At 67.4% G+C, this 22,716-nt stretch carries 24 protein-coding genes, 1 other RNA gene and 1 pseudogene; 14 read left to right on the forward strand and 12 right to left on the reverse strand.

The features are described from left to right. Positions 1–87 precede the first annotated feature (87 nt). Positions 88–1,650, forward strand: coding sequence for a glutamate--cysteine ligase (gshA, locus tag IPG65_RS13705; RefSeq protein WP_293190794.1), 1,563 nt, complete (start codon positions 88–90; stop codon positions 1,648–1,650). A 204-nt stretch (positions 1,651–1,854) separates the two neighbouring features. Here the strand turns inward: gshA and IPG65_RS13710 are convergent, their stop codons facing one another. From IPG65_RS13710 to gyrA, 10 genes are all read right to left on the reverse strand, one after another. Beyond that, positions 1,855–2,220: a helix-hairpin-helix domain-containing protein gene (locus IPG65_RS13710; RefSeq protein ID WP_293190797.1), complete on the reverse strand. Its 366-nt coding sequence runs from the start codon at positions 2,218–2,220 to the stop codon at positions 1,855–1,857. Positions 2,221–2,316: 96 nt separating this feature from the next. Continuing rightward, positions 2,317–3,477, reverse strand: coding sequence for a lipopolysaccharide assembly protein LapB (gene lapB, locus IPG65_RS13715; RefSeq protein ID WP_293190799.1), 1,161 nt, complete (start codon positions 3,475–3,477; stop codon positions 2,317–2,319). Then, positions 3,467–3,769, reverse strand: a complete 303-nt coding sequence (locus IPG65_RS13720) for a LapA family protein (RefSeq protein WP_293190801.1) — start codon at positions 3,767–3,769, stop codon at positions 3,467–3,469. Before IPG65_RS13720 ends, lapB begins: the two co-directional genes overlap by 11 nt. Before the next feature lie 38 nt (positions 3,770–3,807). Further along, the gene (locus tag IPG65_RS13725) at positions 3,808–4,119 is read right to left on the reverse strand and encodes an integration host factor subunit beta (RefSeq protein ID WP_293190803.1); all 312 of its coding nucleotides are present in this window, start codon (positions 4,117–4,119) and stop codon (positions 3,808–3,810) included. 80 nt (positions 4,120–4,199) lie between these two features. Then, the gene (gene rpsA, locus IPG65_RS13730) at positions 4,200–5,963 is read right to left on the reverse strand and encodes a 30S ribosomal protein S1 (protein ID WP_293192972.1); all 1,764 of its coding nucleotides are present in this window, start codon (positions 5,961–5,963) and stop codon (positions 4,200–4,202) included. Between the two features lie 143 nt (positions 5,964–6,106). After that, entirely contained in the window at positions 6,107–8,110 is a 2,004-nt protein-coding gene (locus IPG65_RS13735; RefSeq protein WP_293190805.1) for a bifunctional 3-phosphoshikimate 1-carboxyvinyltransferase/cytidylate kinase, read from the reverse strand. A gap of 33 nt (positions 8,111–8,143) precedes the next feature. Then, entirely contained in the window at positions 8,144–9,016 is an 873-nt protein-coding gene (locus IPG65_RS13740; RefSeq protein ID WP_293190807.1) for a prephenate dehydrogenase/arogenate dehydrogenase family protein, read from the reverse strand. Continuing rightward, positions 9,009–10,115 (reverse strand): prephenate dehydratase, encoded by a 1,107-nt coding sequence (gene pheA, locus IPG65_RS13745; RefSeq protein WP_293190809.1) that lies wholly within the window; start codon positions 10,113–10,115, stop codon positions 9,009–9,011. The genes IPG65_RS13740 and pheA overlap by 8 nt, the downstream gene beginning before the upstream one ends. A 64-nt stretch (positions 10,116–10,179) precedes the next feature. Next, complete coding sequence (locus tag IPG65_RS13750; protein WP_293190811.1) at positions 10,180–10,656, reverse strand: DUF2059 domain-containing protein; 477 nt, start codon at positions 10,654–10,656, stop codon at positions 10,180–10,182. Positions 10,657–10,765: 109 nt separating this feature from the next. Beyond that, positions 10,766–13,423 carry a DNA gyrase subunit A gene (gene gyrA, locus IPG65_RS13755; RefSeq protein WP_293190813.1) on the reverse strand — a complete coding sequence of 886 codons (2,658 nt, stop codon included), beginning with the start codon at positions 13,421–13,423 and terminating at the stop codon, positions 10,766–10,768. A 232-nt stretch (positions 13,424–13,655) separates the two neighbouring features. On the opposite strand from gyrA, the gene ompA reads away from it, so the two are divergent. The 12 genes and pseudogenes from ompA (at position 13,656) to IPG65_RS13815 (ending at position 20,566) form a co-directional block, all read left to right on the forward strand. After that, positions 13,656–14,303, forward strand: coding sequence for an outer membrane protein OmpA (gene ompA, locus IPG65_RS13760; RefSeq protein WP_293190815.1), 648 nt, complete (start codon positions 13,656–13,658; stop codon positions 14,301–14,303). Positions 14,304–14,463: 160 nt separating this feature from the next. Beyond that, positions 14,464–14,883 carry a hypothetical protein gene (locus IPG65_RS13765; protein WP_293190817.1) on the forward strand — a complete coding sequence of 140 codons (420 nt, stop codon included), beginning with the start codon at positions 14,464–14,466 and terminating at the stop codon, positions 14,881–14,883. Further along, on the forward strand, positions 14,874–16,106 hold the full coding sequence (locus IPG65_RS13770) for a hypothetical protein (protein ID WP_293190819.1): 1,233 nt from the start codon (positions 14,874–14,876) through the stop codon (positions 16,104–16,106). Before IPG65_RS13765 ends, IPG65_RS13770 begins: the two co-directional genes overlap by 10 nt. A gap of 54 nt (positions 16,107–16,160) precedes the next feature. After that, complete coding sequence (gene ubiG, locus IPG65_RS13775; RefSeq protein WP_293190821.1) at positions 16,161–16,871, forward strand: bifunctional 2-polyprenyl-6-hydroxyphenol methylase/3-demethylubiquinol 3-O-methyltransferase UbiG; 711 nt, start codon at positions 16,161–16,163, stop codon at positions 16,869–16,871. Beyond that, positions 16,871–17,539: an HAD-IA family hydrolase gene (locus IPG65_RS13780; protein ID WP_293192974.1), complete on the forward strand. Its 669-nt coding sequence runs from the start codon at positions 16,871–16,873 to the stop codon at positions 17,537–17,539. Before ubiG ends, IPG65_RS13780 begins: the two co-directional genes overlap by 1 nt. Positions 17,540–17,552: 13 nt before the next feature. Further along, positions 17,553–17,928, forward strand: a transfer-messenger RNA (tmRNA) gene (ssrA, locus tag IPG65_RS13785). A gap of 208 nt (positions 17,929–18,136) precedes the next feature. Then, positions 18,137–18,337 (forward strand): annotated as a pseudogene (locus IPG65_RS13790) (Arm DNA-binding domain-containing protein); the annotation flags it as partial. Between the two features lie 107 nt (positions 18,338–18,444). Beyond that, positions 18,445–18,963, forward strand: a complete 519-nt coding sequence (locus IPG65_RS13795; RefSeq protein ID WP_293190823.1) for a hypothetical protein — start codon at positions 18,445–18,447, stop codon at positions 18,961–18,963. 149 nt (positions 18,964–19,112) lie between these two features. Continuing rightward, entirely contained in the window at positions 19,113–19,508 is a 396-nt protein-coding gene (locus IPG65_RS13800) for a hypothetical protein (RefSeq protein ID WP_293190842.1), read from the forward strand. 3 nt (positions 19,509–19,511) lie between these two features. Beyond that, complete coding sequence (locus tag IPG65_RS13805) at positions 19,512–19,670, forward strand: DUF3309 family protein (protein ID WP_293190844.1); 159 nt, start codon at positions 19,512–19,514, stop codon at positions 19,668–19,670. Between the two features lie 143 nt (positions 19,671–19,813). Further along, the gene (locus IPG65_RS13810) at positions 19,814–20,026 is read left to right on the forward strand and encodes a DUF2945 domain-containing protein (protein WP_293190846.1); all 213 of its coding nucleotides are present in this window, start codon (positions 19,814–19,816) and stop codon (positions 20,024–20,026) included. Between the two features lie 9 nt (positions 20,027–20,035). Next, the gene (locus tag IPG65_RS13815; protein ID WP_293190848.1) at positions 20,036–20,566 is read left to right on the forward strand and encodes a DUF488 family protein; all 531 of its coding nucleotides are present in this window, start codon (positions 20,036–20,038) and stop codon (positions 20,564–20,566) included. Positions 20,567–20,577: 11 nt separating this feature from the next. Here the strand turns inward: IPG65_RS13815 and IPG65_RS13820 are convergent, their stop codons facing one another. Together IPG65_RS13820 and IPG65_RS13825 are read right to left on the reverse strand one after the other, a co-directional pair. After that, positions 20,578–21,096 carry a dihydrofolate reductase gene (locus IPG65_RS13820; protein WP_293190851.1) on the reverse strand — a complete coding sequence of 173 codons (519 nt, stop codon included), beginning with the start codon at positions 21,094–21,096 and terminating at the stop codon, positions 20,578–20,580. Between the two features lie 69 nt (positions 21,097–21,165). Continuing rightward, on the reverse strand, positions 21,166–21,990 hold the full coding sequence (locus tag IPG65_RS13825) for a thymidylate synthase (RefSeq protein ID WP_293190854.1): 825 nt from the start codon (positions 21,988–21,990) through the stop codon (positions 21,166–21,168). Positions 21,991–22,029: 39 nt separating this feature from the next. Between IPG65_RS13825 and IPG65_RS13830 the strand changes: the two genes are divergently transcribed. Further along, positions 22,030–22,701, forward strand: coding sequence for a potassium channel family protein (locus tag IPG65_RS13830; RefSeq protein WP_293190857.1), 672 nt, complete (start codon positions 22,030–22,032; stop codon positions 22,699–22,701). Positions 22,702–22,716: the final 15 nt, after the last annotated feature.

Below are 22,716 nucleotides of genomic sequence, written 5' to 3' on the forward strand. Positions count from 1 at the left end.
CGCCCCCCGCGGACCTTTGAGCCCGCGCAAACCAGAGATTTCCGCCTGTGATACCGTCCGCGTCCCCCCTGCTCCAGAGGACATGACATGAAGACGCTGACGGACCGGCTCGCCGCCCTGACGCCGCAGCGGCTGCGGGGCATCGGCCGCGGCATCGAGAAGGAAAGCCTGCGCGCCCAGCCCGACGGATGGCTCGCGCTCACGCCGCACCCGGCCGCGCTGGGCTCGCCCCTGACGCACCCGCACATCACCACCGACTTCAGCGAATCGCAGCTGGAGCTGGTCACCGGCGTGCACGGTGACGTCGGCGCCTGCCTGGCCGAGCTGGGCCGCATCCATCAGGTGGTTTGCCACGAACTGGCCGCGGCCGGCGACGAGATGATGTGGGCGTCCAGCATGCCGTGCGGGCTGCCGCCGGACGAGATGATCCCGCTGGGCTTCTACGGCACCTCCAACGTGGCGCGCGCCAAGAGCGTTTACCGCATGGGCCTGGGGCATCGCTACGGCCGGCGCATGCAGACCATCTCGGGCATCCACTACAACTGGTCGCTGCCCGGCGTGGGCAGCGAGGCGTACTTCGGCCTGATCCGCAACTTCCGCCGCCACGCCTTTTTGCTGCTGCTGCTGTTCGGCGCCTCGCCGGCGGTCTGCTCCAACTTCGTCGAGGGACGCCGGCACGAGTTGCAGCCCCTGGGCGAGCACACCATGCACCTGCCCTGGGCCACGTCGCTGCGCATGGGGCGCCTGGGCTACCAGAGCGACGCGCAGGCCTCGCTGGCCGTCAGCTACAACAACCTGGAGAGCTACGCCGATTCGCTGGAGGAGGCGTTGACGCAGCCGTACCCCGCCTACGAAGCCATCGGCCTCCAGAACCCCGGCGGCGACTACAACCAGCTCGCCACCACGCTGCTGCAGATCGAGAACGAGTTCTACGGCACCATCCGTCCCAAGCGCGTGATCCGTCCCGGCGAGCGCCCGCTGCACGCGCTGCGCGAGCGTGGCGTCGAGTACGTCGAGGTGCGGCTGATGGACCTGGACCCTTTCGAGCCGCTCGGCATCCGCGCCGGAACGGCGCGCTTTCTCGACCTGTTCCTGCTGCACTGCCTGCTGGCCGACAGCCCGCCCGACACGCCGCGGGAGATCGCCGCGCTCAAGCAGAACCAGCACCTTACCGCCGCGCGCGGCCGCGAGCACGGCCTGCGGCTGGAGCGGGACGGCCGGCAGGTGCCGCTGGCCGACTGGGCGAGCGAGATCGTGGCTCAGCTCGGCCCCATCGCCGCCGCCATGGACGCGGTGGACGGCGGCAGTGAACACGCGCAAGCCCTGGCCGCCGCCCAGGCCGCGCTCGACGCCCCCGAGCGCCTGCCTTCGGCGCGCGTGCTGCGCGCCGTGCAGCACGACCACGGCGGCAGCTTCATCGACTTCGTGCGCGAGCGCTCGCTGGCCACCCGCCGCGAGCTGCTGGCGCTGCCGTACCCGGCCGACCTGAAGGCGCGCTTCGACGCCCTGGCCGCCGAGTCGGTGGCCGAGCAGAAGCGCATCGAGGCCCACGACAGCGTGCCGTTCGAGACCTACCGGCGCGAATACACATCGCCCGAGCGGCTGGGCCCGGGGCGCGGCGCGGTCATGGCCGGCAGCGTGTCGGTGTGAGCGCCTTGGTCAACTGATTTTGAATGAAAATAGGTCCTGGCCCGCATGGGTATTGCGTCAGAAGCTATTAAATAGAGAGCAACTGACGCGGTGAAGCGATGCCTTGAAGGCGCGATGCCCACGCACTGATGGGGCCAAGACAAACGGCACGCCGATGGCGTGCCGTTTGTCTTGGCGGGCAGGCCGCCCGGCCCGCGCGGGTGCCTATGACTTGGCGGCGGCCGAAGCCTTGTCGGCCGGCTTGGCCGCCGCTTTCTCCTTCTTGGGCTTGGCGGGCGCTTTCTCCGTCGTGGCCGGGGCGCCGGTGTAGGCCGCGCCGTTGACGGTCAGGCCCGCGGCCGAGAACCGCGCGGAACTCTTGTTGCCCATGCCCTTGACCCGGCTGATCAGGTCACCCCAATCCTTGAAGTCGCCCTTCTTGCGCTCCTTGATGATCTTGCCCGACAGGCTCGGGCCGATGCCCTTGATGCCATCGAGATCGGCGGCGCTGGCGCTGTTGACCTCCACCGCGGCGAACGACGCGGCCGCATAGAACAGCATGGCCAGGATGGTCAGAAGTTTCTTGAGCATGGAACAGTTCCCTTTCATGGTCTTGGATGTGCCGGCGCAAGCCCGCCGGCGAGGCTTGCGTCGAAGTGTAACGGCTTGCCGGCGGCGCGGGCGCCGTCACAGCTCCTCGATGCGGCGCGGGGGAAAACTCTCCCAGGCCTGGCAGCCCGGGCATTGCCAGAAGTAGCCCTGCGCCTCGAAGCCGCAGGCGGCGCAGCGGTAGCGCGCCAGCGGACGGGCCGCGTGGTCCACCGAGCGCTGCACCACGGGATGGGCGCCTTCCTGCGCGAAGGGCTCGTGGCCGAGCCAGCGCGCGGCGGCGATCAGGGACGGCTCCTGCGCCATGTGGCGCACGTAGCCTTCGCGCGCCTGCTGCATCGGCGTGCCGGTCACGACCTCGGCCTGCACCAGGGCGTCGGCCACGTCGATGGAAGGCGTCGCGGCGTAGCTGCGCCGCAGCAGGTCGGTGGCCCGGGCCGTCTGGCCGCTGTCCTGGCCGATGCGCACCAGTTCGCTGGCCACCAGGGGCAGGGCTTGCGGGGCGTGCGGCTCCAGCCGGGCGAGCTGCTCGAACGCGCCGGCCATGTCGCCTTGCGCGGTCATCAGCCCGGCGAGCTGGATGCGCGGCCGGGCGGCGCCGGGGTTGTCGGCGATGGCTTGCTCGAGGAGTTGGCGCGCGGCGACGGGGTCCTTCTTCTTGTTCAGGGCATGGTCGGCCTGCTCGCACAGGTAGTGGGCCAGCCGGCCGGTGAAGTCGCCTTGGCCGGCTTGCTGCAGCCGCCGCGCCGTGTCGGCGGCCTGGGGCCAGTCGCGCGAGCGCTCGTGCAAGGCCAGCAGGGTCAGCCAGGCCTGCTCCTGGTAGCGCGTGCCTTCGAGTTTGCGCAGGGCATCCTCGGCGCGGTCGAGCAGGCCGGCCTTGAGGAAGTCCAGCGACAGCGCGTGCTGGGCGCGCTCGCGGTCGCTGTTGCTCAGGTCGGCGCGCGACAGCAGGTGCTCGTGCACGCGCACGGCACGCTCGTACTCGCCGCGGCGACGGAACAGGTTGCCGAGGGCGAAATGCAGCTCGGACGTGTCCGGATCCTTCTGCACCGCCTCGATGAAGGCGTCGATGGCCTGGTCTTGCTGCTCGTTGAGAAGGTAGTTCAGTCCCTTGAAGTAGGCCTTGGGCGCCTGGCGGTTCTCGATGCGCAACTGGCGCAGGTCCAGCCGCGAGGCCACCCAGCCGAGCGCGAAGGCGATCGGCAGGCCGAGCAGGATCCAGCCGAGGTCAAACTCCATGCGGCGCGGGCGGAATCAACGTGTCATCCAGCGGCAGGTGGCCGGAATCGGAGTCGGCGCCCTGGCGGCGGGCCGAACGGCGGGTCCACCAGCCCGGCAGCATGCCAAGCACGCCCACCACCAGGCCGAGCGTGAAGGCCGCCAGCACGATCAGCATCATGGGCGCGCGCCACTGATGTCCAAACAGGAGGTGCACGGTGGCGTCTTGCTGGTTGTTCAGCGCGAAGGCGAACAGGGCAAAAAAAATGGCTGCTTTCAGTATCCACTTCAGCAGCCGGGTGAGCTTGGTCATGAATCCTCGTCGGGGTCGAGGACGATTCTAGCGAGGGTTCAAGGTCCGGCGCTGCCGCCGGCATCGACCGGCTGCGCCCCCACGGCTTCGCGCAGGGCCTTGCCTGGTTTGAAGTGCGGCACGCGCCGCTCGGGAATGTGCACGCTCTCGCCAGTGCGCGGGTTGCGGCCCATGCGCGGCGGGCGGCGGTTGACGGAGAAGCTGCCAAAACCCCGGATCTCGATGCGGTGCCCGCGCACCAGCGCGTCGCTCATCGCATCCAGGATGGTCTTGACGGCCGCGTCGGCGTCGCGCTGCGTGAGCTGGCCGAAGCGCTCGGCCAGCAATTCGACCAGGTCGGAACGGGTCATCGGCAGCGTTGAGCATCCTGCGTTCCGCGTTTTGCGTGATTTTCACGCTCGACGCTTGACGCAAGACGCCCAACCTCTCCTTACTTGTCGCTGTGGTCCAGCTTGGCGCGCAGCAGGGCGCCCAGGCTGGTGGTGCCGGCGTTGCCGGTGCTCTGGTTCAGGCTGGCCATGGCTTCCTGCTGGTCCGCGGCATCCTTGGCCTTGACGGACAGCTGGATGTTGCGCGACTTGCGGTCCACGTTGACGACCACGGTGGTCACTTCGTCGCCCACCTTCAACACCTGGCTCGCGTCTTCCACGCGGTCGCGGCTGATCTCGGAGGCGCGCAGGTAGCCCACCAGGTCGTTGCCCAGGTCGATCTCGGCGCCGCGGGCATCCACGGTCTTGACCTTGCCGGTCACGATCTGGCCCTTGTCGTTCATCGTCACGAAGGTGGTGAACGGGTCCTGGTCGAGCTGCTTGATGCCCAGGCTGATGCGCTCGCGGTCCACGTCCACGGCCAGCACCAGGGCCTCGACTTCCTGGCCCTTCTTGTAGTTGCGCACGGCGGCCTCGCCGGGCTCGTTCCAGGACAGGTCGGACAGGTGCACCAAGCCGTCGATGCCGGCGGCCAGGCCGACGAACACACCGAAGTCGGTGATCGACTTGATGGGGCCCTTGACGCGGTCGCCGCGCTTGGTGTTCTGCGCGAATTCCTGCCACGGGTTGGCGCGGCACTGCTTCATGCCCAGGCTGATGCGGCGCTTGTCCTCGTCGATCTCGAGGATCATGACCTCGACCTCGTCGCCCATGGAGACGATCTTGGACGGGGCCACGTTCTTGTTGGTCCAGTCCATCTCGGACACGTGCACCAGGCCCTCGATGCCGGGCTCCAGCTCGACGAAGGCGCCGTAGTCGGCGATGTTGGTGACCTTGCCGAACATGCGCGTGCCCTGCGGGTAGCGGCGCGACACGCCCAGCCAGGGGTCGTCGCCCATCTGCTTGAGGCCCAGGCTGACGCGGTTCTTCTCGGTGTCGAACTTGAGGATCTTGGCCGTGATCTCCTGGCCGGTCTGCACCACTTCGCTCGGGTGGCGCACGCGGCGCCAGGCCATGTCGGTGATGTGCAGCAGGCCATCGATGCCGCCCAGGTCCACGAAGGCGCCGTACTCGGTGATGTTCTTGACCACGCCGTTGACGATGGCGCCTTCCTTCAGCGTCTCCATCAGCTTGGCGCGCTCTTCGCCCATGCTGGCCTCGACCACCGCGCGGCGGCTCAGCACCACGTTGTTGCGCTTGCGGTCGAGCTTGATGACCTTGAATTCGAGCGTCTTGTTCTCGTAGGGGGTCAGATCCTTGGTGGGACGCGTGTCGACCAGCGAGCCGGGCAAGAAGGCGCGGATGCCGTTGACCAGCACGGTCAGGCCGCCCTTGACCTTGCCGGCGGTGGTGCCGGTGACGAATTCGCCCGATTCCAGGGCCTTTTCCAGCGCCAGCCAGGAGGCCAGGCGCTTGGCGGTGTCGCGGCTCAGGATGGTGTCGCCGTAGCCGTTTTCGATGGAGCCGATGGCCACCGGCACGAACGCGCCGGGCTCGACCTCGACCTCGCCCTGGTCGTTCTTGAATTCGTCGATGGGGATGTAGGCCTCGGACTTGAGGCCGGCATTCACGACGACGAAGTTGTGCTCCACGCGCACGACTTCGGCGGGAATGACTTCACCCGGGCGCATTTCAGTGCGCTGCAGTGATTCCTCGAACAGGGCGGCAAAAGATTCGGACATGTTGGTTTCCTCGTCCGCGCGGACAGGTTCACGACGGCACCATTGCGATCGTTTCCAAGGCTGTCGGCGGAAGGTATTTAGCAGCTTGGGGCCGCTGGGTCAGATTGAACAACCACCGGGCTCGGTGCGCTGGGAATGCGCGGCGGGAAGCCGGGTGGACCAAAAAACGGACGGTGCGCCACTGGGGCGCATCGTCCGGGTGGGCGGCCTGGGCGCCGATGACGGCGCTAGAAGGGCTGCCTCTCCTGCCACCAGCGGAGCACCTGCTCGACCGATTGCTCGATCGACAGTTGCGAGTTGTCCAGCAGCAAGGCGTCCTGCGCGGGCTTCAAGGGCGCGGCGGTGCGGGACTGATCCCGCGCGTCGCGCGCTTCCAAGTCAGTGCGAAGACTCTCAAGTGTAGCTGAAATTCCCTTGGAAATCAACTGGTTATGGCGTCGCTCAGCGCGCTGGGCGACATCGGCGGTCAGGTACACCTTGAGCGGTGCATGGGGGAAGATCACCGTGCCCATGTCCCGCCCGTCGGCCACCAGGCCGGGCAGGCGCGCCGCGCCGCGCTGCAGGTCCAGCAAAGCCTGGCGCACGCCGGCGAATGCGGAGACGCGGGACGCATCCATGCCGGCGGCCTCGCTGCGGATGGTCTCGGTGACGTCCTCGCTGCCGAGCCAGACGCGGTCGGCGTCGAAGCGCACCGGCAGCGCGCGGGCGATGGCGGCGATGGCGTCGGCGTGCTCCGCCTCGGGCGCCAGGCCCTGGCGGCGTGAGGCCAGGCCCGCCAGGCGGTAGAGCGCGCCCGAATCCAGGTAGTGCCAGCCCAGGCGCCGCGCCACGGCGCTGGCCAGCGTGCCCTTGCCCGAGGCGGTGGGTCCGTCGATGCAGATCACTGGCACGGCGGCGGCCGGCTCGGCGATGGCCAGCAGCGTCTCGAAGTAGTCCGGGAAGGTCTTGGCAACGCACTTCGGGTCTTCGATGCGCACCGGCAGCCCGGCGGGGTTGAAGGCCGCCAGCGAGCCGCACATCGCCATGCGGTGGTCGTCGTAGGTGTGCAGGCCAGCGGCGCGCCACTGGGCCGGCGCCAGGGGCCAGACGCGCAGGAAGTCGGTGCCTTCCTCGACGGTGGCGCCGAGCTTGCGCAGCTCGGTGGCCATGGCGGCGAGGCGGTCGGTTTCCTTCACGCGCCAACTGGCGATGTTGCGCAAGGTGCTGGGACCGTCGGCGTACAAGGCCATGACGGCCAGCGTCATGGCGGCGTCGGGGATGTGGTTGCAGTCGAGGTCGATGGCCTTGAGCGGCCAGGCGCCGCGCTGCACGCGCAGCCAATTGGGGCCGCTGTCGATGTGCGCGCCCATCTGGCGGGCGGCATCGACGAAGCGGATGTCGCCCTGGATGGAATCCAGGCCGATGCCGTCGATTTTCAAGCCATTTTGGCCTTTAGCCGGCGTGGATATTGCGCCTGAAGCTATGAAATAGCTAGCAGACGAGGCGTCGGCCTCGACGTGGATCTCGCCCGGCGAGCGGTAGCGGCTGCCGCGCGGGATGACGAAGCGCTGCCAGCCCTCGCGTCGCACCTGCACGCCGAAGCGCGCCAGCAACTGCAGCGTGATGTCGATGTAGGGGCGCGAGATGAGTTCGCCCACCACCTCGATCGCGATGTCGCCGGCGTCGGGGCGGCTGGCCGCCAGCGGCAGCGCCATCAGCAGCGCGGTGAGGAACTGGCTCGACACGTCGCCGCGCACGGGGATGGGCTGGTCCAGCCTGAGTTGCGGCTGGCCGATGAGGAGCGGCGGAAACCCCGGCTGGCCCGTGTAGTCGATGCGGCAGCCGAGCGCGCGCAGGGCATCGACCAGGTCGCCGATGGGGCGTTCGTGCATGCGCGGCACGCCGCTGAGGGCGTAGTCGCCGCCCAGCACGGCCAGTGCGGCGGTGAGCGGGCGCATGGCGGTGCCGGCGTTGCCCAGGAACAGGCTCGCCCGGCGCTGGGGCTCGCGGCCGCCGATGCCTTCGATCACGGCGCGCGTGCCTTCGACCTCCACGCCGCAGCCCAGTTGCCGCAGCGCTTGCAGCATCACCCGCGTGTCGTCGGAGTCCAGCAGGTCGTGCACCACCGTGCGGCCTTCGCACAGCGCGGCGAGCAGCAGCACGCGGTTGGAGATGCTCTTGGAGCCGGGCAGTCGCACGCTGCCGCAGACGGCGCGCAGCGCCGGAACGTCGAGGAACGGAAGGTCGAACACGGCCAGCGAAGGAGGACGAAAGGGGGTGGGGTGCTACTTGGCGCCTGGCGCCACGCGCCAGTGCGCGCGGGCGTGGCTGGCGCGGTGGATGAGGCGCTCCAGCGCGTCGGTCTGGCCGGCGGAGATCAGTTGCTCCAGCTCGGCCAGCGCGTCCTGGAACAGGCGCGTCTGCCGGGTCAGTTCCTCGCGGTTGGCGATGAGCACGTCGCGCCAGACCTGCGGGTCGCTGGCGGCGATGCGGCTGAAGTCGCGAAAGCCCGGGCCGGCCAGGGAGAGGTATTCGTCGCCCTGCGGCTGACCGGTGATGCCGTTCATCAGCGCGAAGGCAATCAGGTGCGGCAGGTGGCTGACGGCGGCGAAGGCGGCGTCGTGCGACTCGGGCGACATGCTGGCCACGCGGCAGCCCAGGGCGCGCCACAGCGCGGTGGCTTGGTCGATCTTGCCGGTCAGCGTGCGCTCGATGGGGGTCAGGATGACTTGCTTGCCGGCGTAGAGTTCGGCGTCGGCGTGCTCCACGCCGGCGACCTCGCGCCCGGTGATGGGGTGGCACGGCACGAAGATGCCCACGCCGCCCTTGAGCGTGCGGCGCGCGGCATCGACGACGTCGCGCTTGGTGGAGCCCACGTCGATGACCAGCATGTCCGGGTTCAGCAGGTGGCGGATGGCCTTGAGCGTGGTCTCGGTCGCGGCCACGGGCACGGCCAGCAGCACCAGGTCGGCGCCCGACACCGCCAGCAGCGCCGATGGCGCCTCGATATCGATCACGCCCAGTTGGCGCGCGCGCTCGGTGGTGGAGGGCGACTTGCTGTAGCCGACCACGCGCCGCACCAGCCCCGCGCGCTTGAGCGCCAGGGCGAACGAGCCGCCCATCAGGCCGCAGCCGATCAAGCCCAGTTGTTCAAACATCGTGTCCGAGGGGGTAGGCGCCCAGCACCTTGTAGAACGCGCACACCGATCGCAACTCGTCCAGGGCCGCGCCCACGTGCGGCTGGGAGGGGTGGCCGGCGATGTCGATGTAGAAGTAGTAGTCCCACTGCCCCGACTTGGCTGGACGCGACTCGAAGCGCGTCATGCTGACGCCGTGTTTCTTCAGCGGGGTCAGCATGTCGTGCACGGAGCCGGGCTTGTTGGGCACCGACACGACGAGGCTGGTGCAGTCCTTGCCGGTGGCCGCCGGCATGGCCAGCGTCTGCGGCAGGCAGATGACGGCGAAGCGCGTGCGGTTGTAGGCCTCGTCCTGGATGGCATGGGACACGATGTGCAGGCCGAACTGCGCGGCCGCGCGCTCGCTGGCCAGGCCGGCCCAGGCCGGGTTGGTGGCCGCCAGGCGCGCGCCCTCGGCGTTGCTGGAGACGGCGCGGCGCTCGGCGTGCGGCAGATGGGCGGAGAGCCAGCCCTGGCACTGCATCAGCGCCTGCGGATGCGCCATCACCACCTCGATGCCGTCCAGCGCATTGACTTGGCGCAGCAGGTTGTGGCGCACCAGCAGGCTGACTTCGCCCACGATGTGCACCGGTGAATGCCGGAACAGGTCGAAAGTGCGCGCCACCACGCCTTCGGTGGAGTTCTCGACCGCCACCACGCCGAACTGCGCCGTGCCGGCGGCGGTGGCGTGGAACACCTCGTCGAAGCTGGCGCAATGGATCAGGTTGGCGGCGCTGCCGAAGAACTCGACCGCCGCCTGTTCGGTGAAGGTGCCCTCGGGGCCCAGCACCGCCACGCGCTGGGGCACTTCGAGCGCGAGGCAGGCCGACATGATCTCGCGCCAGATGGCGGCCACGTGCTGGTTGAGCAGCGGGCCGGGGTTGGCGGCCTGGACCTTGGCGATGACCTGGGCCACGCGGTCGGGGCGGAAGAAGGGCGTGCCCTCGTGGCGCTTGAGCTCGCCCACCTCCTCGGCCACTCTGGCGCGTTCGTTGAGCAGCGAGAGCAGTTGTGCGTCCAGGCCGTCGATCTGCGTGCGCAGCCGGGCCAGGGCTTCGGATTGGATGGGAGGCGAGCTCATGCGCGGCGTGATCAAGCAAAGGCGCCGGCCAGGAGGGGCCGGCGCCGGAGGAAGGGTGGCGTGATTATTTCTTGGCGCCCGAAGCCGCGCCCGAGGACGCGGGCGCGCCGACGATCTTGTTGGCGGCGGTGTCGAAGGTCTTGACGCCGCTTTCCACCGTCGAACGCGTCGCGTCGATCACCTTCTTGGCCCAGGCATTGGCGGCGTCGGAGCCGAGCGCCTGGAATTTGGCGCTGGCCGGGGATTCCATGTAGGCGATGATGGTCTTCATTTCATCTTCGCTCAGCTTCTCCATGAAGATGGGCACCAGGGCCGACTCGGCCGCCTTGCCGACCTGGGCTTCGATGGTCTTGTGCGTGTTCTCGGTGAACTTCTTCAGCTCGACATCCAGTTTGTCGCGCACTTCCTTCTGGCGCGCCGGCGGAACGGTTTCGTCCAGGCGCTGGGACCAACTGGCCAGCAGCGGCTGCACGGCACTGGCCGTCAGCTGGCCAGCCATGGCGTCGCCATCGGATTTCTGCTGCATCTGGGCCAGCTTCACGGCCAGCGCTCGTTTGGAGTCCTGGGCCACGGCGCCCGTGGACAGGGCGCAGGCAGCTGCAAAAACAATAGCCGTGGGAAGTTTGGAAAGAACTGCTTTCAAGATTTGATTACTCCGTTGAGTCGTTCGGAAGGATGTCGACGTCCGCGTCCTGGGCATCATTTTCCACGATGCGCTGCAGGCCGCTCAGTTGGGCGCCGTCGTCGAGCGCGATGAGCGTGACGCCCTGGGTGGCGCGTCCCATCTCGCGGATCTCGGCCACGCGGGTGCGCACCAGCACGCCCTTGTCGGTGATGAGCATGATTTCATCGTCCGCGCTGACGAGCGTCGCGGCCACGACCTTGCCGTTGCGCTCGCTTTGCTGGATGGCGATCATGCCTTTGGTGCCCCGGCCGTGCCGTGTGTATTCGGTAATGTTCGTGCGCTTTCCGTAACCCTTCTCGGTGGCGGTCAGGACGCTGGTGCGCACATGGGGTTGCGCGCCCTCGGCGTGGGCTTCGCCATCGGCCACGAGCATGGCGATGACGCTCTGTCCTTCTTCCAGCGACATGCCGCGCACACCGCGCGCCTGGCGGCCGAGCGAGCGCACGTCGTTCTCGTCGAACCGCACCGCCTTACCGCCGTCCGAGAACAGCATCACGTCGTGCCGGCCGTCGGTCACGGCGGCGCCGATGAGCTGGTCGCCTTCGTCGAGCTTGATCGCGATGATGCCGATCTTGCGCGGGTTGCTGAATTCGTCGAGCGCCGTCTTTTTGACCGTGCCGCCCGCGGTGGCCATGAAGATGTAGTGGTCGGCCGGGAAGGTGCGGGCGTCGCCGGTGAGCGGCAGCACCACGTTGATCTTCTCGCCTTCGGCCAGCGGGAACATGTTGACGATGGGCCGCCCGCGCGAGCCGCGCGAGCCGGCGGGTACTTCCCACACCTTGAGCCAGTACAGCCGTCCCCGGTTGGAGAAGCACAGGATGTAGTCGTGCGTGTTGGCGATGAAGAGCTGGTCGATCCAGTCGTCTTCCTTGGTCGCGGTGGCCTGCTTGCCTCGGCCGCCCCGCTTCTGCGCGCGGTATTCCGACAGCGGCTGGGCCTTGATATAGCCCGCGTGGCTGAGCGTCACCACCATGTCGGTGGGCGTGATCAGGTCTTCGGTGGCCAGATCCTGCGCGTTGTGCTCGATGACGGAGCGGCGGGCGCTCCCTTTGGCCTGGCCGAATTCGTTCTTGAGCGCGGCAAGCTCATCGCCGATGATCGTCGAGACGCGCGTGGGCCGGGCCAGGATGTCGAGCAGATCCTCGATCTCGGCCATCACCTCCTTGTACTCGGCGACGATCTTGTCCTGCTCCAGTCCGGTGAGGCGCTGCAGGCGCATCTGCAGGATTTCCTGCGCCTGGGTGTCGGACAGGCGGTACAGGCCGCCCGGCTGCAGGCCGAATTCGCGATCCAGGTCTTCGGGGCGGTAGTCGTCGGCGCTGATCGTCACGCCGTCCTCGCGCGTGCGCGTCAGCATCTCGCGCACCAGCGAGCTGTCCCATTGCCGCGCCATCAGTTCGGCCTTGGCCACCGGCGGTGTGGGCGACTCGCGGATGATGCGGATGAACTCGTCGATGTTGGCCAGCGCCACGGCCAAGCCTTCCAGCACGTGGCCGCGGTCGCGCGCCTTGCGCAGGTCGTACACGGTGCGCCGGGTGACGACTTCGCGGCGGTGTTGGAGGAAGACCTCCAGCAAGTCCTTGAGGTTGCACAGCTTCGGCTGTCCATCCACCAGGGCCACCATGTTGATGCCGAAGGTGTCCTGCAACTGCGTCTGCTTGTAGAGGTTGTTCAGCACCACCTCCGGCACTTCGCCGCGCTTGAGTTCGATCACCAGGCGCATGCCGGACTTGTCCGACTCGTCCTGGATGTGGCTGATGCCTTCGAGCTTCTTCTCGTGCACCAGTTCGGCCATGCGCTCCTGCAGCGTCTTCTTGTTGACCTGGTAGGGGATCTCGTCAACGATGATGGCTTGGCGCTGGCCCTTGTCGATGTCCTCGAAGTGGCACTTCGCGCGCATCACCACCCGGCCCCGACCCGTGCGGTACCCCTCCCGCACGCCCTGGATGCCGTAGACGATGCCTCCGGTGGGAAAGTCGGGAGCCGGCACGATCTCCATCAGCTCGTCGATGGAGGCCAGCGGGTGATGCAGCAGGTGCAGGCAGGCGTCGACCACCTCGTTGAGGTTGTGCGGAGGGATATTGGTGGCCATCCCCACGGCGATGCCGCCGGAACCGTTGATCAGCAGATTGGGCAGGCGGGTCGGCAGGACGGTGGGTTCGAGCTCCTTGCCGTCGTAGTTCGGCACCATGTCGACCGTCTGCTTGTCGATATCGGCCAGGATCTCGCCGGCGATCTTCTCCAGTCGGCATTCCGTGTAGCGGTACGCGGCCGCGCTGTCGCCGTCCACCGAACCGAAGTTGCCCTGTCCGTCGATCAGCGGGTGGCGCAGGGAGAAGTCCTGCGCCATGCGCACCAGCGCCTCGTAGGTGGCCGAATCGCCGTGGGGATGGAAGCGGCCGAGTACGTCGCCGACCACGCGAGCGCATTTCACATAAGGGCGGTTCCAGACATTGTTCGCCTCGTGCATCGAAAACAGCACCCGGCGATGAACCGGCTTGAGGCCGTCGCGCGCATCCGGCAGGGCTCGACCCACGATCACGCTCATCGCGTAGTCGAGGTAGCTTCGCCGCATCTCCTCTTCCAGGCTGATCGGGAGTGTCTCTTTGGCGAATGAGGTCATATATATGGAAGCAACCCTGAGCGGCGAAAACCGTTGATTTTAGGTGCTTTGAGTTGTCGCGTCGGAGCAACATATCATCGCGATTCGGGCGTTGTCTGACGGCTGGGGCGCCCGTTCTGGGCAGAATCCGCAGGGACGTGTGGCACAATCAATCCAGCGTTTTTGGTGGTGGTCACTTGAAGCGTCCGATTTATCGCAGCCCGGCTGCGGCTTTTTTCCCCTGAGGAGAACCATGAAGAAACTGAACAAAGTAGCGATCATGTTCGCTGTCGCAACCGTGGCTGGTTCCGCCTTCGCAGCTGGCTCGACGATCAATTCCGACAACTGGCGTAGTGGCCATGGCAACCTGATCTGGAAAAACGGCACCAACGAACTGTGCTGGCGCGATGCGTTCTGGACGCCCGCCACCGCAGCGCCTGGCTGCGATGGCGCGCTCGAGGCGCCCAAGGCCGCGCCTGCGCCCGCACCTGTCGCGGCGCCTCCCGCTCCGGCCCCCGCACCTGCGCCCGCACCTGTGGCCGCTCAGAAGGTGACGTATGCCGCCGATGCTTTCTTCGACTTCGACAAGGCCGTGCTGAAGCCCGAGGGCCGCGCCAAGCTGGACGACCTGACGAGCAAGATTCAGGGCATCAACCTGGAAGTGATCATCGCTGTCGGCCATACCGACTCGGTGGGCTCCAACGCCTACAACCAGCGCCTGTCGGTGCGTCGCGCCGAAGCCGTGAAGGCCTACCTGGTGTCCAAGGGCATCGAGCGCAACCGCATCTACACCGAAGGCAAGGGCGAGACCCAGCCCGTGGCTGACAATCGCACCGCCGAAGGCCGCGCGAAGAACCGCCGCGTGGAAATTGAAGTGGTCGGTACTCGTCCCAGCAAATAATCCGATTCACGGACGACGTTCGTAAAGCCTTGGGGGTGAAAGCTCCCAGGGCTTTTTTGTTCTTGTGACCGAAGTGCCTGGGCCACCTCGACGCGCCGTCCTCCCCTGGAGTGTCGTGGCGGCAGTTCTGATACTGGCATCCCTCATGGTTGCTGCGGCTGTGCTCTCTTCCGAACGCGCCGCAGACGACGGGGCTTGGCTGGATCGCGGCCATGGTCAGACGACGGTGCTGATGGTGCTGTCACCGCGCATGGTTTATGCGCTGCGCGAATGGCCGCGCATGCGGCAGGCGGCTCAGGATGCCGGCTTTCGAGTTCTGGCCGCTCGTGATCCGCGGGTGCCGCTGGCTGAGTGGTGGGCCGGGATTCGCGCTGCAGGACAGCCGGAACTGGCATTCATGGAGACCGTGGACGAACACATGGCGGTGAAGCTGGGCGCGCTCAACCACACGCCAGCCAGCCTGGTGGCCCGCTGCGGTCAGTGGCACCCCTGGCCGGTCCTCGGGGTGATGCCGGACGTGACCTGGGTGTCGGTGCTTCGCGCGCGAGAGGCGCAGTTGAAGGAGGCCGCATGCCCTTGATGCCGCCAACGATCAGGTCAGCGTTGATCGTTGGCGTGATGGTCATCAGGGTGTCCGCAGAGGCTCAAGAGGCCCATTTCGCGTGCATCGCACCCCTGGCCTATCTTGCGCTGGACGCCCAGGCCGTGGGGCGTGACGACAATGGGGTGGCTGCCCTGGGAACCTATGAGCGCGTGAGTCCGGACGGCCGCTTTATCCTCCGCTCCTATTCGGGCGCCCAGCTGGGCAGGGTCAGCCTGATGGAACTGCCGGCCGGTGCGGCCGGCCCTGTGAAAGCGTATTCGACGCCGTTGTCCAACGAAGCCTTTCCGGTTCAAGGGACATGGCGCTACCTGGTCGATGTGACTGGCGAGCACTATCGTTTCACCGACGTGCTGCGGCAGCAGATGCGCGCCCCGCCTTTGTTCAAGGGCGGCATGACCGGTTTCTATGCTGCCGCATCCGAGATACCCACACCGGACAATGCGTTGCTACCCGATGGGACCCGCGGGCAAGCATCATCGCAAACCATCCATATTCGTTCGCTCAGTTGGCCCCAGGACGCCAACTCCGACAACCAGGGCGTCGGGCCATTGCAGGTTGCCACCATAGAAGTGCATGACGATGGCCGGACGGCGCGTCTGGCCGGTACCACGAGGCCACGTTTCATCTGTGGCGGGCGAACACACATCGACGGCAGCGTCTATGCATTGCCCATGATCTCGGTCGATGGCGGGGAGTTCTCAGCCATACCCCAAACGCCCAGGTCTGGCCAGCCTTCCATGCGCGTCTACGGTTTGGCGCCTCGGGCCATGGCCACCGAGCATCCTTGCGATCTGCGGGCGGATCTGGGCTCTTCACCCAGCAAGGCCGTCTTCGGATTTTCGCGGGGGGGCGCGCAGGCCTGGTTGACCTACAGCGACCTGGGCCACGTCTATGTCTTCGATCGCGGCCTGAAGCAGGCCTTCCGGCTCGACCATGCCATGCACCGGGTGCTGGCCAGCGCTTTTCCCGGGTTGACCAGGGATGGCCGCGTCATCTATGGCGCTACTTGGCGCACGTGCGCCGACGCCAAGATCTGCCCCGAGCAGGCGGGCTACGTGGTTGCCGACCCCTACCAGAGCCGTGCATACAGGGACTACTGGCAAAGCCGGGGGACGGCGCCGCCCAAAGCCTGCATCACGGTGCAGGAAATTCAGGCCGAACGCGTCCGATTCGCCGATTTTCACCGGCTGGCGCCCTGAGCCGGGCGCTCCACGGCGGCGCCGGCGTGGGCGGCGCATGGGACAATCCCGCCCATGAATGCCGCCAATGTCGATCAGGCCGAGTTGGCCAAGTTCTCCTCCCTGGCCCACCGCTGGTGGGACATCGACGGGGAATTCGCGCCTCTGCACCAGATCAACCCGCTGCGCCTGGACTGGATCGATGGCATCCGTCCCCTGGAGGGCACCCGCGTGTTGGACGTGGGCTGCGGTGGCGGCATCCTCGCCGATGCCATGGCGCGCAAAGGCGCCGAGGTGCTGGGCATCGACCTGGCGGACAAATCGCTCAGGGTGGCTCAGTTGCACGCACTGGAGTCGCAGACGCCGCGAGTGGCCTACCGCCACGTCGCGGCCGAGGCGTTGGCGGAGGAAATGCCGGGCCAGTTCGACGCCGTGACCTGCATGGAAATGCTGGAGCATGTGCCCGACCCGGCGTCCATCGTCCAGGCGTGCGCGACCTTGGCCAAGCCGGGCGGATGGGTTTTTTTCTCCACCATCAACCGCAGCCCCAAGTCGTTTCTGATGGCGATTGTCGGGGCCGAGTACGCACTGAACCTGGTGCCGCGCGGCACGCATGAATACGCGCGCCTGATTCGGCCGAGCGAACTGGCGCAGTTCTGCCGCGCCGCCGGCCTGGACCTCGAGCACAGCCGGGGGCTGACCTACAACCCGCTGTCTCGCCGCTACCGCCTGTCGGCAGATACCGGCGTCAACTACATGATCGCGGCCCGCAAGGCAGAGCGATGATTTGGCGCCGGGATATTCGCTGCGTGCTGTTCGATCTGGACGGCACCCTGATCGACAGCGCCGCCGACCTTGGCCTGTCAGCCGACGAGATGCGCACCGCGCGGGGCTTGCCGTCGTTGCCCGTGCAGGCGTATCGCGCCAGCGCGGGTTCGGGCGCCCGTGGCATGCTGAGGGTGGCTTTTGGCCTGTCGCCAGAGGATCACGGATTCGCGGAACTGCGGGAAGAATTCTTCGCCAACTACGAGCGCCGCATGACCCGGCTGACCCGCACTTTTACCGGTGTCGAATTCTTGCTGCTGGCCCTGCGCGAGCGTGGGATGCTGTGGGGCGTGGTCACCAACAAGTCGCGGCGCTTCACCGAACCGCTCACGGCATCGATGCCTCTTTTTGGCGCCGCTGCCACCATTGTCAGCGGCGATACCACACCGCATGCCAAGCCGCATCCGGCGCCGCTTGTCGAGGCCATGCGGCAGGCCGCTGTTTCCCCCGCGCATTGCATCTACGTCGGCGACGATGAGCGCGACATCCAGGCCGGCAAGGCCGCCGGTGTGGCCACCGTGGCCGCCCGCTACGGCTATCTGGGCGTGGGCACCGACGTGGAGCGCTGGCGTGCCGATGCCGCCATCGATGAGCCGCTGCAGCTCTTGAATCTGTTGAATCCAGCCTAAAATGCATGTTCCAGGGGCTGCATTGGTTTCGACGTGGGTTGGAAGCGCTTCAGGGCATGCCGAGGTTCAGTCACCTCGTAAAACAGCTGAAACAAACTAACTGCAAACGACGAACGTTTCGCACTCGCCGCCTAAACAGCGGTGAGCCTCGCAACAGCAGGCCGATGGGCTGGGCAAGGGCGGCGCAAGCCGTCCCGGCTGCGGGGGAATCCACATTGGCTGGCTTGCGTCCGGGTGCCTTGGACGCAGGTAAGACAAAAGGGCACTGGCTGCCGGCGTAGCGTGCGACTGCGCGACGCGGGCGGTGAGACTCAAAACAGACCGCTAAGCATGTAGAACTGGGCGTGGAAGATTTGCGGACGCGGGTTCAAATCCCGCCAGCTCCACCACCATATCATCCAAGGACGTTCGCCACCTTCCGGTGAACGTCCTTTTTCATTGGCTGGTCAGCAACTTAGCCTCCGCAGTCGTCCGAGATAGTTCGCCTGAAGCCGGAGCAAAACCGGGGAACAGACCGGGGAACAAGCCGGGCTACAGTCCGCAAATCGGGGTTTTGTTCCCCGGTCTCCCCTGTTTCCCCGCCCTGGAGGCCATTCGATGCTGACCGACCTGCACTGCAAGAACGCCACCTGCCCGCCCGACAGAAAGCGTGCCCGCTTCACCGACTCGGCTGGCCTTTACCTCGAAGTCAGCCCGGCCGGCTCCAAGCGCTGGTTCTGGAAAACCTACGCCGACGGCAAGGAGGGCCGCCTGGCCCTGGGCAGCTACCCGGCCATGCGCGTGGCCGATGCTCGCAAGGCGCGTGACGCGGCCAGGTTGCAGAAGGCCGTCGGCGTTGACCCGGTGCAGGCGCGCAGGCTGGACAAACTCAGGGCCAGCGCGAGGGCGGCGGCACCTTCAAGGCTGTGGCCCTGGAGTGGCGTGCCAAGCAAGTGGAAGGCTGGAGCCCCGAGCATGCCCGGCGCACGCTGCGCCAGTTGGAGCGCGACCTGTTCCCCTGGCTGGGCGACCGGCCCATGGCCGCCATCGAGCCGATGGAGCTGCTGGCCGTATTGCAGAAGGTCGAGGAACGCGGCGCGCTGGAGACGGCCGACCGCGCCCTGATGCTGGCCCGCCAGGTGTACGAATACTGGCTGCCCACCGCCGACAAGGCGCAGCGCAACATCACCGAGGGCCTGAAGAAGCGCCTGACGCCGTACCGTGGCAAGCACTTCGCGGCCATCGTGGAGCCCCAGCCCTGCCGCTGCTGGACCGCGCCCGCCATGGCTGGTCTGCGTGCCGCACAGGGCAGCGAGCACCGCACGATCCACTTCAAGGACTCCAGCAGCTACCTGCCCCAACACCAGCTCCGATTCCTGAAGGGTGGCAACCGAGGGAGGGCATGCCCGGACAGATGCCGGACTTTTGGGGCGGTTGGGCAGTAGCGACCTGAGCTGCCGTGGTCCAAAGCTGGGGGTTCTCAATGCCTCCAGGGTCCTGCAAGACAAGGGTGCGTCAGCGCACAGACTCGCTGGTCCGATCAGGCTCCAATGCAGGCAGACAAGGGGTGCGCCACCGGCCTCTGGAGGTCACCATGAACATTGCCACCATCCTCGCTGCCCTGGCCCTGGCGGCCATCGGTGCCACCGTGTACTTTCTCGACAGCATTGGCCTGGGCATCGCGCTGATCGTGTGCGCGGCCGTCGTTTCGCAGATGGCGACCCTGCCCAACATAGGGTGGCGATATGCCCGCCGCAAGCAGGGCGAGGGCCAGCACCCGGCGCCACTCGATGCCGTGGCTGGCGGAGACCTTCTGGAAAGCGCCGTGGCCGAAATCGAGGAAGGCCGTGTGGACACCCGCAGCTTCCTCAAGAACCTGAAGGCGGCCTTGCACCCACCGGATGGCGCTGCTTCATCCCATGGAAACAAGGACCAGACGTCAGCCCGGCCTGAACCATTCGCGAACGACGCAACTCACCACAAGGAGTAGATCATGAGCTTGAGCACCATTTTGCTGATCGTCCTGATCCTGGTATTGATCGGCGCGTTTCCCACCTGGCCGCACAGCCGGAGTTGGGGCTATCTCCCGAGCGGCATCGTCGGCCTGATCGTGCTGGTACTGGTCGTCATGCTCCTGACGGGACGCCTGTAAACAGGCGCTGGTTCTCGCGCGGCCCCCGAAGGCCTTGCGACGAGGGCGAGGCCCGGCTCAGAATGTCGCTTGCCAACGCGCCGAGGAGGCAGTGCGCGTTGCGATGGCTGGCGGCGTTTCGATTCGCAGGAGGATTTCACCCCATGACCAGGACATTCGAGATGGGCGATCACGTGACGTGGAATTCCGAGGCCGGCCGAGTCTCGGGGACGATCATCGCGGTCCATACCGCAGATTTTCTCTACAAGGGCCACGTACACCGTGCCTCGCCGGCCGATCCGCAGTACGAGATCAAGAGCGACAAGACCGATCACGTCGCCGCGCACCGGGGCGGCGTGCTGGAGCACGCACCCTGAGGGCGCGGCGTGGCGCTGCCTTTCTTCACGGTCGGCCACTCCAACCGGCCCATCGAGGACTTCACCGCGCTGCTGGCGCAGGTGGACGTGGGCTTCGTGGCGGACATCCGCAAGGTGCCGGCCTCGCGGGCCAACCCCCAGTTCAACCAGGGCCCGCTGTCCGACGCGCTGCGGGCGCGCGGCGTGGCATACGAGGCCATGGTGGCACTCGGCGGCCTGCGCGGCAAGGCCAGGGGCGTGCTGTCCGGCGTCAACGGCTTCTGGACCAACGACAGCTTTCACAACTACGCCGACTACGCGCTCTCCCCGGATTTCCACGCCGCCCTCGACCACCTGATCGAGCGCGGGCGCCGGCAGCGCTGCGCGATGATGTGCTCCGAAGCCGTGTGGTGGCGCTGCCACCGGCGCATCGTGGCCGATCACCTGATCGCCCGGGGCGAGACGGTGCTGCACATCCTGGGGCGCGGCCAGGTCGAGCCGGCCCGCCTGACACCGGGCGCCGTGGTGCAGCCGGACGGCGCGGTGGCGTACCCGGCATGAGTGTGTCCCGGTCAGGCCGCGCACCGCCAGGTGACGATGCTGTAGCCCAGCCCCGACGCGCTGGCGTGCCGCTCGCGCGCCGCTTCGCGCCACTCGGGGCCGAGGGTGGGGGCGAAGGCGTCACCGTCGAAGTCGGCGTCGATCTCGGTCACCACCACCTCGTCGGCTAGCGGCAGTGCCTGGGCGTAGATCTGCGCGCCGCCGATGATCCAGACCTGATCCGCGTTCTCGCAAATCTGTAGCGCCTCGCGCAGGCTTGATGCGGGCTTCGCGCCGTTTTCATGCCAATCCACCTGCCGCGTGACGACGACGTTGGCGCGGCCGGGCAGGGGGCGGAAGCGCGCGGGCAGCGAGTCCCAGGTCTTGCGCCCCATGACGACCGGGTGGCTGAGCGTGGTGCGCTTGAAGTGCGCCAGGTCTTCGGGCAGGTGCCAGGGCATGGCGCCGTCCCGGCCGATCACGCCGTTGCGGGCGCGAGCATAGATCAGGCCGATGCGGGGCGTCTTCGAGAGCGTGCGCGGGTCGGTCATCCGGTTACTTCAAAATAAATAGCTGTCGGCGCTTTATGGACGCCGGTTACAGCCCGATTTGACTAAAAATCACACCGCCACCGGGGCTTTGATGGCCGGGTGGTGCTGGTAGTCCAGCACCTCGAAGTCCTCGTAGGCGTAGTCGAAGATCGAGGGCGGGCGGCGCACGATGCGCAGCGTGGGGTAGGGGAAGGGCTGGCGCGCCAGTTGCTCGCGCACCTGCGCCGCGTGGTTGTCGTAGATGTGGCAGTCGCCGCCGGTCCAGATGAAGTCGCCCAGCGCCAGGTCGCACTGCTGCGCCAGCATGTGCGTCAGCAGCGCATAGCTGGCGATGTTGAACGGCACGCCCAGAAAGATGTCGGCGCTGCGCTGGTACAGCTGGCAGCTCAGGCGGCCTTCGGCGACGTGGAACTGGAACAGCGCGTGGCAGGGCATCAGCGCCATGCGGTCCAGATCGGCCACGTTCCAGGCGCTGACGATGATGCGGCGCGAATCGGGGTTGGCCTTGAGCGTGTCCACCACCTGCGCGATCTGGTCGATGTGCCCGCCATCGGGGCGCGGCCAGGACCGCCACTGCACGCCATACACCGGCCCCAGGTCGCCCGTGGCGGGGTCGGCCCACTCGTCCCAGATGGTCACGCCGCGCTCCTGCAGCCAGCGCGCGTTGCCGTCGCCGCGCAGAAACCACAGCAGTTCGTAAATGATGCTCTTCAGGTGCACCTTCTTGGTGGTGACCAGCGGAAAGCCCACGGCCAGGTCGAAGCGCATCTGGTGGCCGAACACGCTTTTCGTGCCCGTGCCCGTGCGGTCGCCCTTGGGCGTGCCGTGCTCGGACACATGGCGCATGAGGTCTTCGTACTGATGGCGGATGGGGCGCGGCGCGTCGGGGTTCATGGCGGCGATTGTGGCCCATCGCGGCGCACAATCGCCGCCATGAACCTGCCCCTGAAGCTGCTGGCGCGGCTGCGCCGCCACCCGTCGTCGGCGCTGCTGGCCGCGCAGCTGGCGGCGGTGCTGCTGTACCCGCTGGCCGAGGACATGCCCGGCGCCCAGGCGCTGCTGGCCGCCCTCGGCTTGGTGGTGCTGGGGCTGGCGCTGCGCATGGTGCGGCGCAGCCCGGCGGCGGTCGGCTGGGCGCTGGGGCTGGCGCTGTGCGTGGTGGTGCTGTCGGTCTGGCACGCGCTGGCGCCGGCGCCTCGGCTGCTGCTGGCGGCGTCGCTGCTGGAGTCGGCCTTCTACTTCTACGCCGCGGCGGCGCTGACCGCGTACATGCTGCAGGACGACGTGGCCACGCTCGACGAGCTGGTCGCCGCTGGCGCCACCTTCACCGTGCTGGCCTGGGCTTTCGCCCACCTGTTCATGGCCTGCCAGGTGCTGGCGCCGGGCAGCTTCACGCCGGTGGCGGCGCCGCGAAGCTGGTTCGACCTGCTGTTCCTCGGCTTCACCACGCTCTCTGGCGTGGGCCTGGGCGACGTGATGCCGGTGCGGCCGATGGCGCGCGCGCTGGTCATGCTGGGGCAGTTCAGCGGTGTGATGTACATCGCCCTGGTCGTCTCGCGGCTGGTGGGCATGGCGATGCGGCGCAACGCCAGCCCGCGCCGCTGAAGGGCTGGCCGCTCC

The organism is Ottowia sp., assembly GCF_016703145.1.
Taxonomy (GTDB): domain Bacteria; phylum Pseudomonadota; class Gammaproteobacteria; order Burkholderiales; family Burkholderiaceae_C; genus Ottowia.

What these genes read in the sequence shown, in the direction of transcription:
- gshA (WP_293190794.1), top strand. Translation starts at nt 88, where the DNA reads ATGAAGACGCTGACGGACCGGCTCGCCGCCCTGACGCCGCAGCGGCTG.
- IPG65_RS13710 (WP_293190797.1), bottom strand. Translation starts at nt 2,220, where the DNA reads ATGCTCAAGAAACTTCTGACCATCCTGGCCATGCTGTTCTATGCGGCC.
- lapB (WP_293190799.1), bottom strand. Translation starts at nt 3,477, where the DNA reads ATGGAGTTTGACCTCGGCTGGATCCTGCTCGGCCTGCCGATCGCCTTC.
- IPG65_RS13720 (WP_293190801.1), bottom strand. Translation starts at nt 3,769, where the DNA reads ATGACCAAGCTCACCCGGCTGCTGAAGTGGATACTGAAAGCAGCCATT.
- IPG65_RS13725 (WP_293190803.1), bottom strand. Translation starts at nt 4,119, where the DNA reads ATGACCCGTTCCGACCTGGTCGAATTGCTGGCCGAGCGCTTCGGCCAG.
- IPG65_RS13740 (WP_293190807.1), bottom strand. Translation starts at nt 9,016, where the DNA reads ATGTTTGAACAACTGGGCTTGATCGGCTGCGGCCTGATGGGCGGCTCG.
- pheA (WP_293190809.1), bottom strand. Translation starts at nt 10,115, where the DNA reads ATGAGCTCGCCTCCCATCCAATCCGAAGCCCTGGCCCGGCTGCGCACG.
- gyrA (WP_293190813.1), bottom strand. Translation starts at nt 13,423, where the DNA reads ATGACCTCATTCGCCAAAGAGACACTCCCGATCAGCCTGGAAGAGGAG.
- ompA (WP_293190815.1), top strand. Translation starts at nt 13,656, where the DNA reads ATGAAGAAACTGAACAAAGTAGCGATCATGTTCGCTGTCGCAACCGTG.
- IPG65_RS13770 (WP_293190819.1), top strand. Translation starts at nt 14,874, where the DNA reads ATGCCCTTGATGCCGCCAACGATCAGGTCAGCGTTGATCGTTGGCGTG.
- ubiG (WP_293190821.1), top strand. Translation starts at nt 16,161, where the DNA reads ATGAATGCCGCCAATGTCGATCAGGCCGAGTTGGCCAAGTTCTCCTCC.
- IPG65_RS13800 (WP_293190842.1), top strand. Translation starts at nt 19,113, where the DNA reads ATGAACATTGCCACCATCCTCGCTGCCCTGGCCCTGGCGGCCATCGGT.
- IPG65_RS13805 (WP_293190844.1), top strand. Translation starts at nt 19,512, where the DNA reads ATGAGCTTGAGCACCATTTTGCTGATCGTCCTGATCCTGGTATTGATC.
- IPG65_RS13810 (WP_293190846.1), top strand. Translation starts at nt 19,814, where the DNA reads ATGACCAGGACATTCGAGATGGGCGATCACGTGACGTGGAATTCCGAG.
- IPG65_RS13820 (WP_293190851.1), bottom strand. Translation starts at nt 21,096, where the DNA reads ATGACCGACCCGCGCACGCTCTCGAAGACGCCCCGCATCGGCCTGATC.
- IPG65_RS13825 (WP_293190854.1), bottom strand. Translation starts at nt 21,990, where the DNA reads ATGAACCCCGACGCGCCGCGCCCCATCCGCCATCAGTACGAAGACCTC.
- IPG65_RS13830 (WP_293190857.1), top strand. Translation starts at nt 22,030, where the DNA reads ATGAACCTGCCCCTGAAGCTGCTGGCGCGGCTGCGCCGCCACCCGTCG.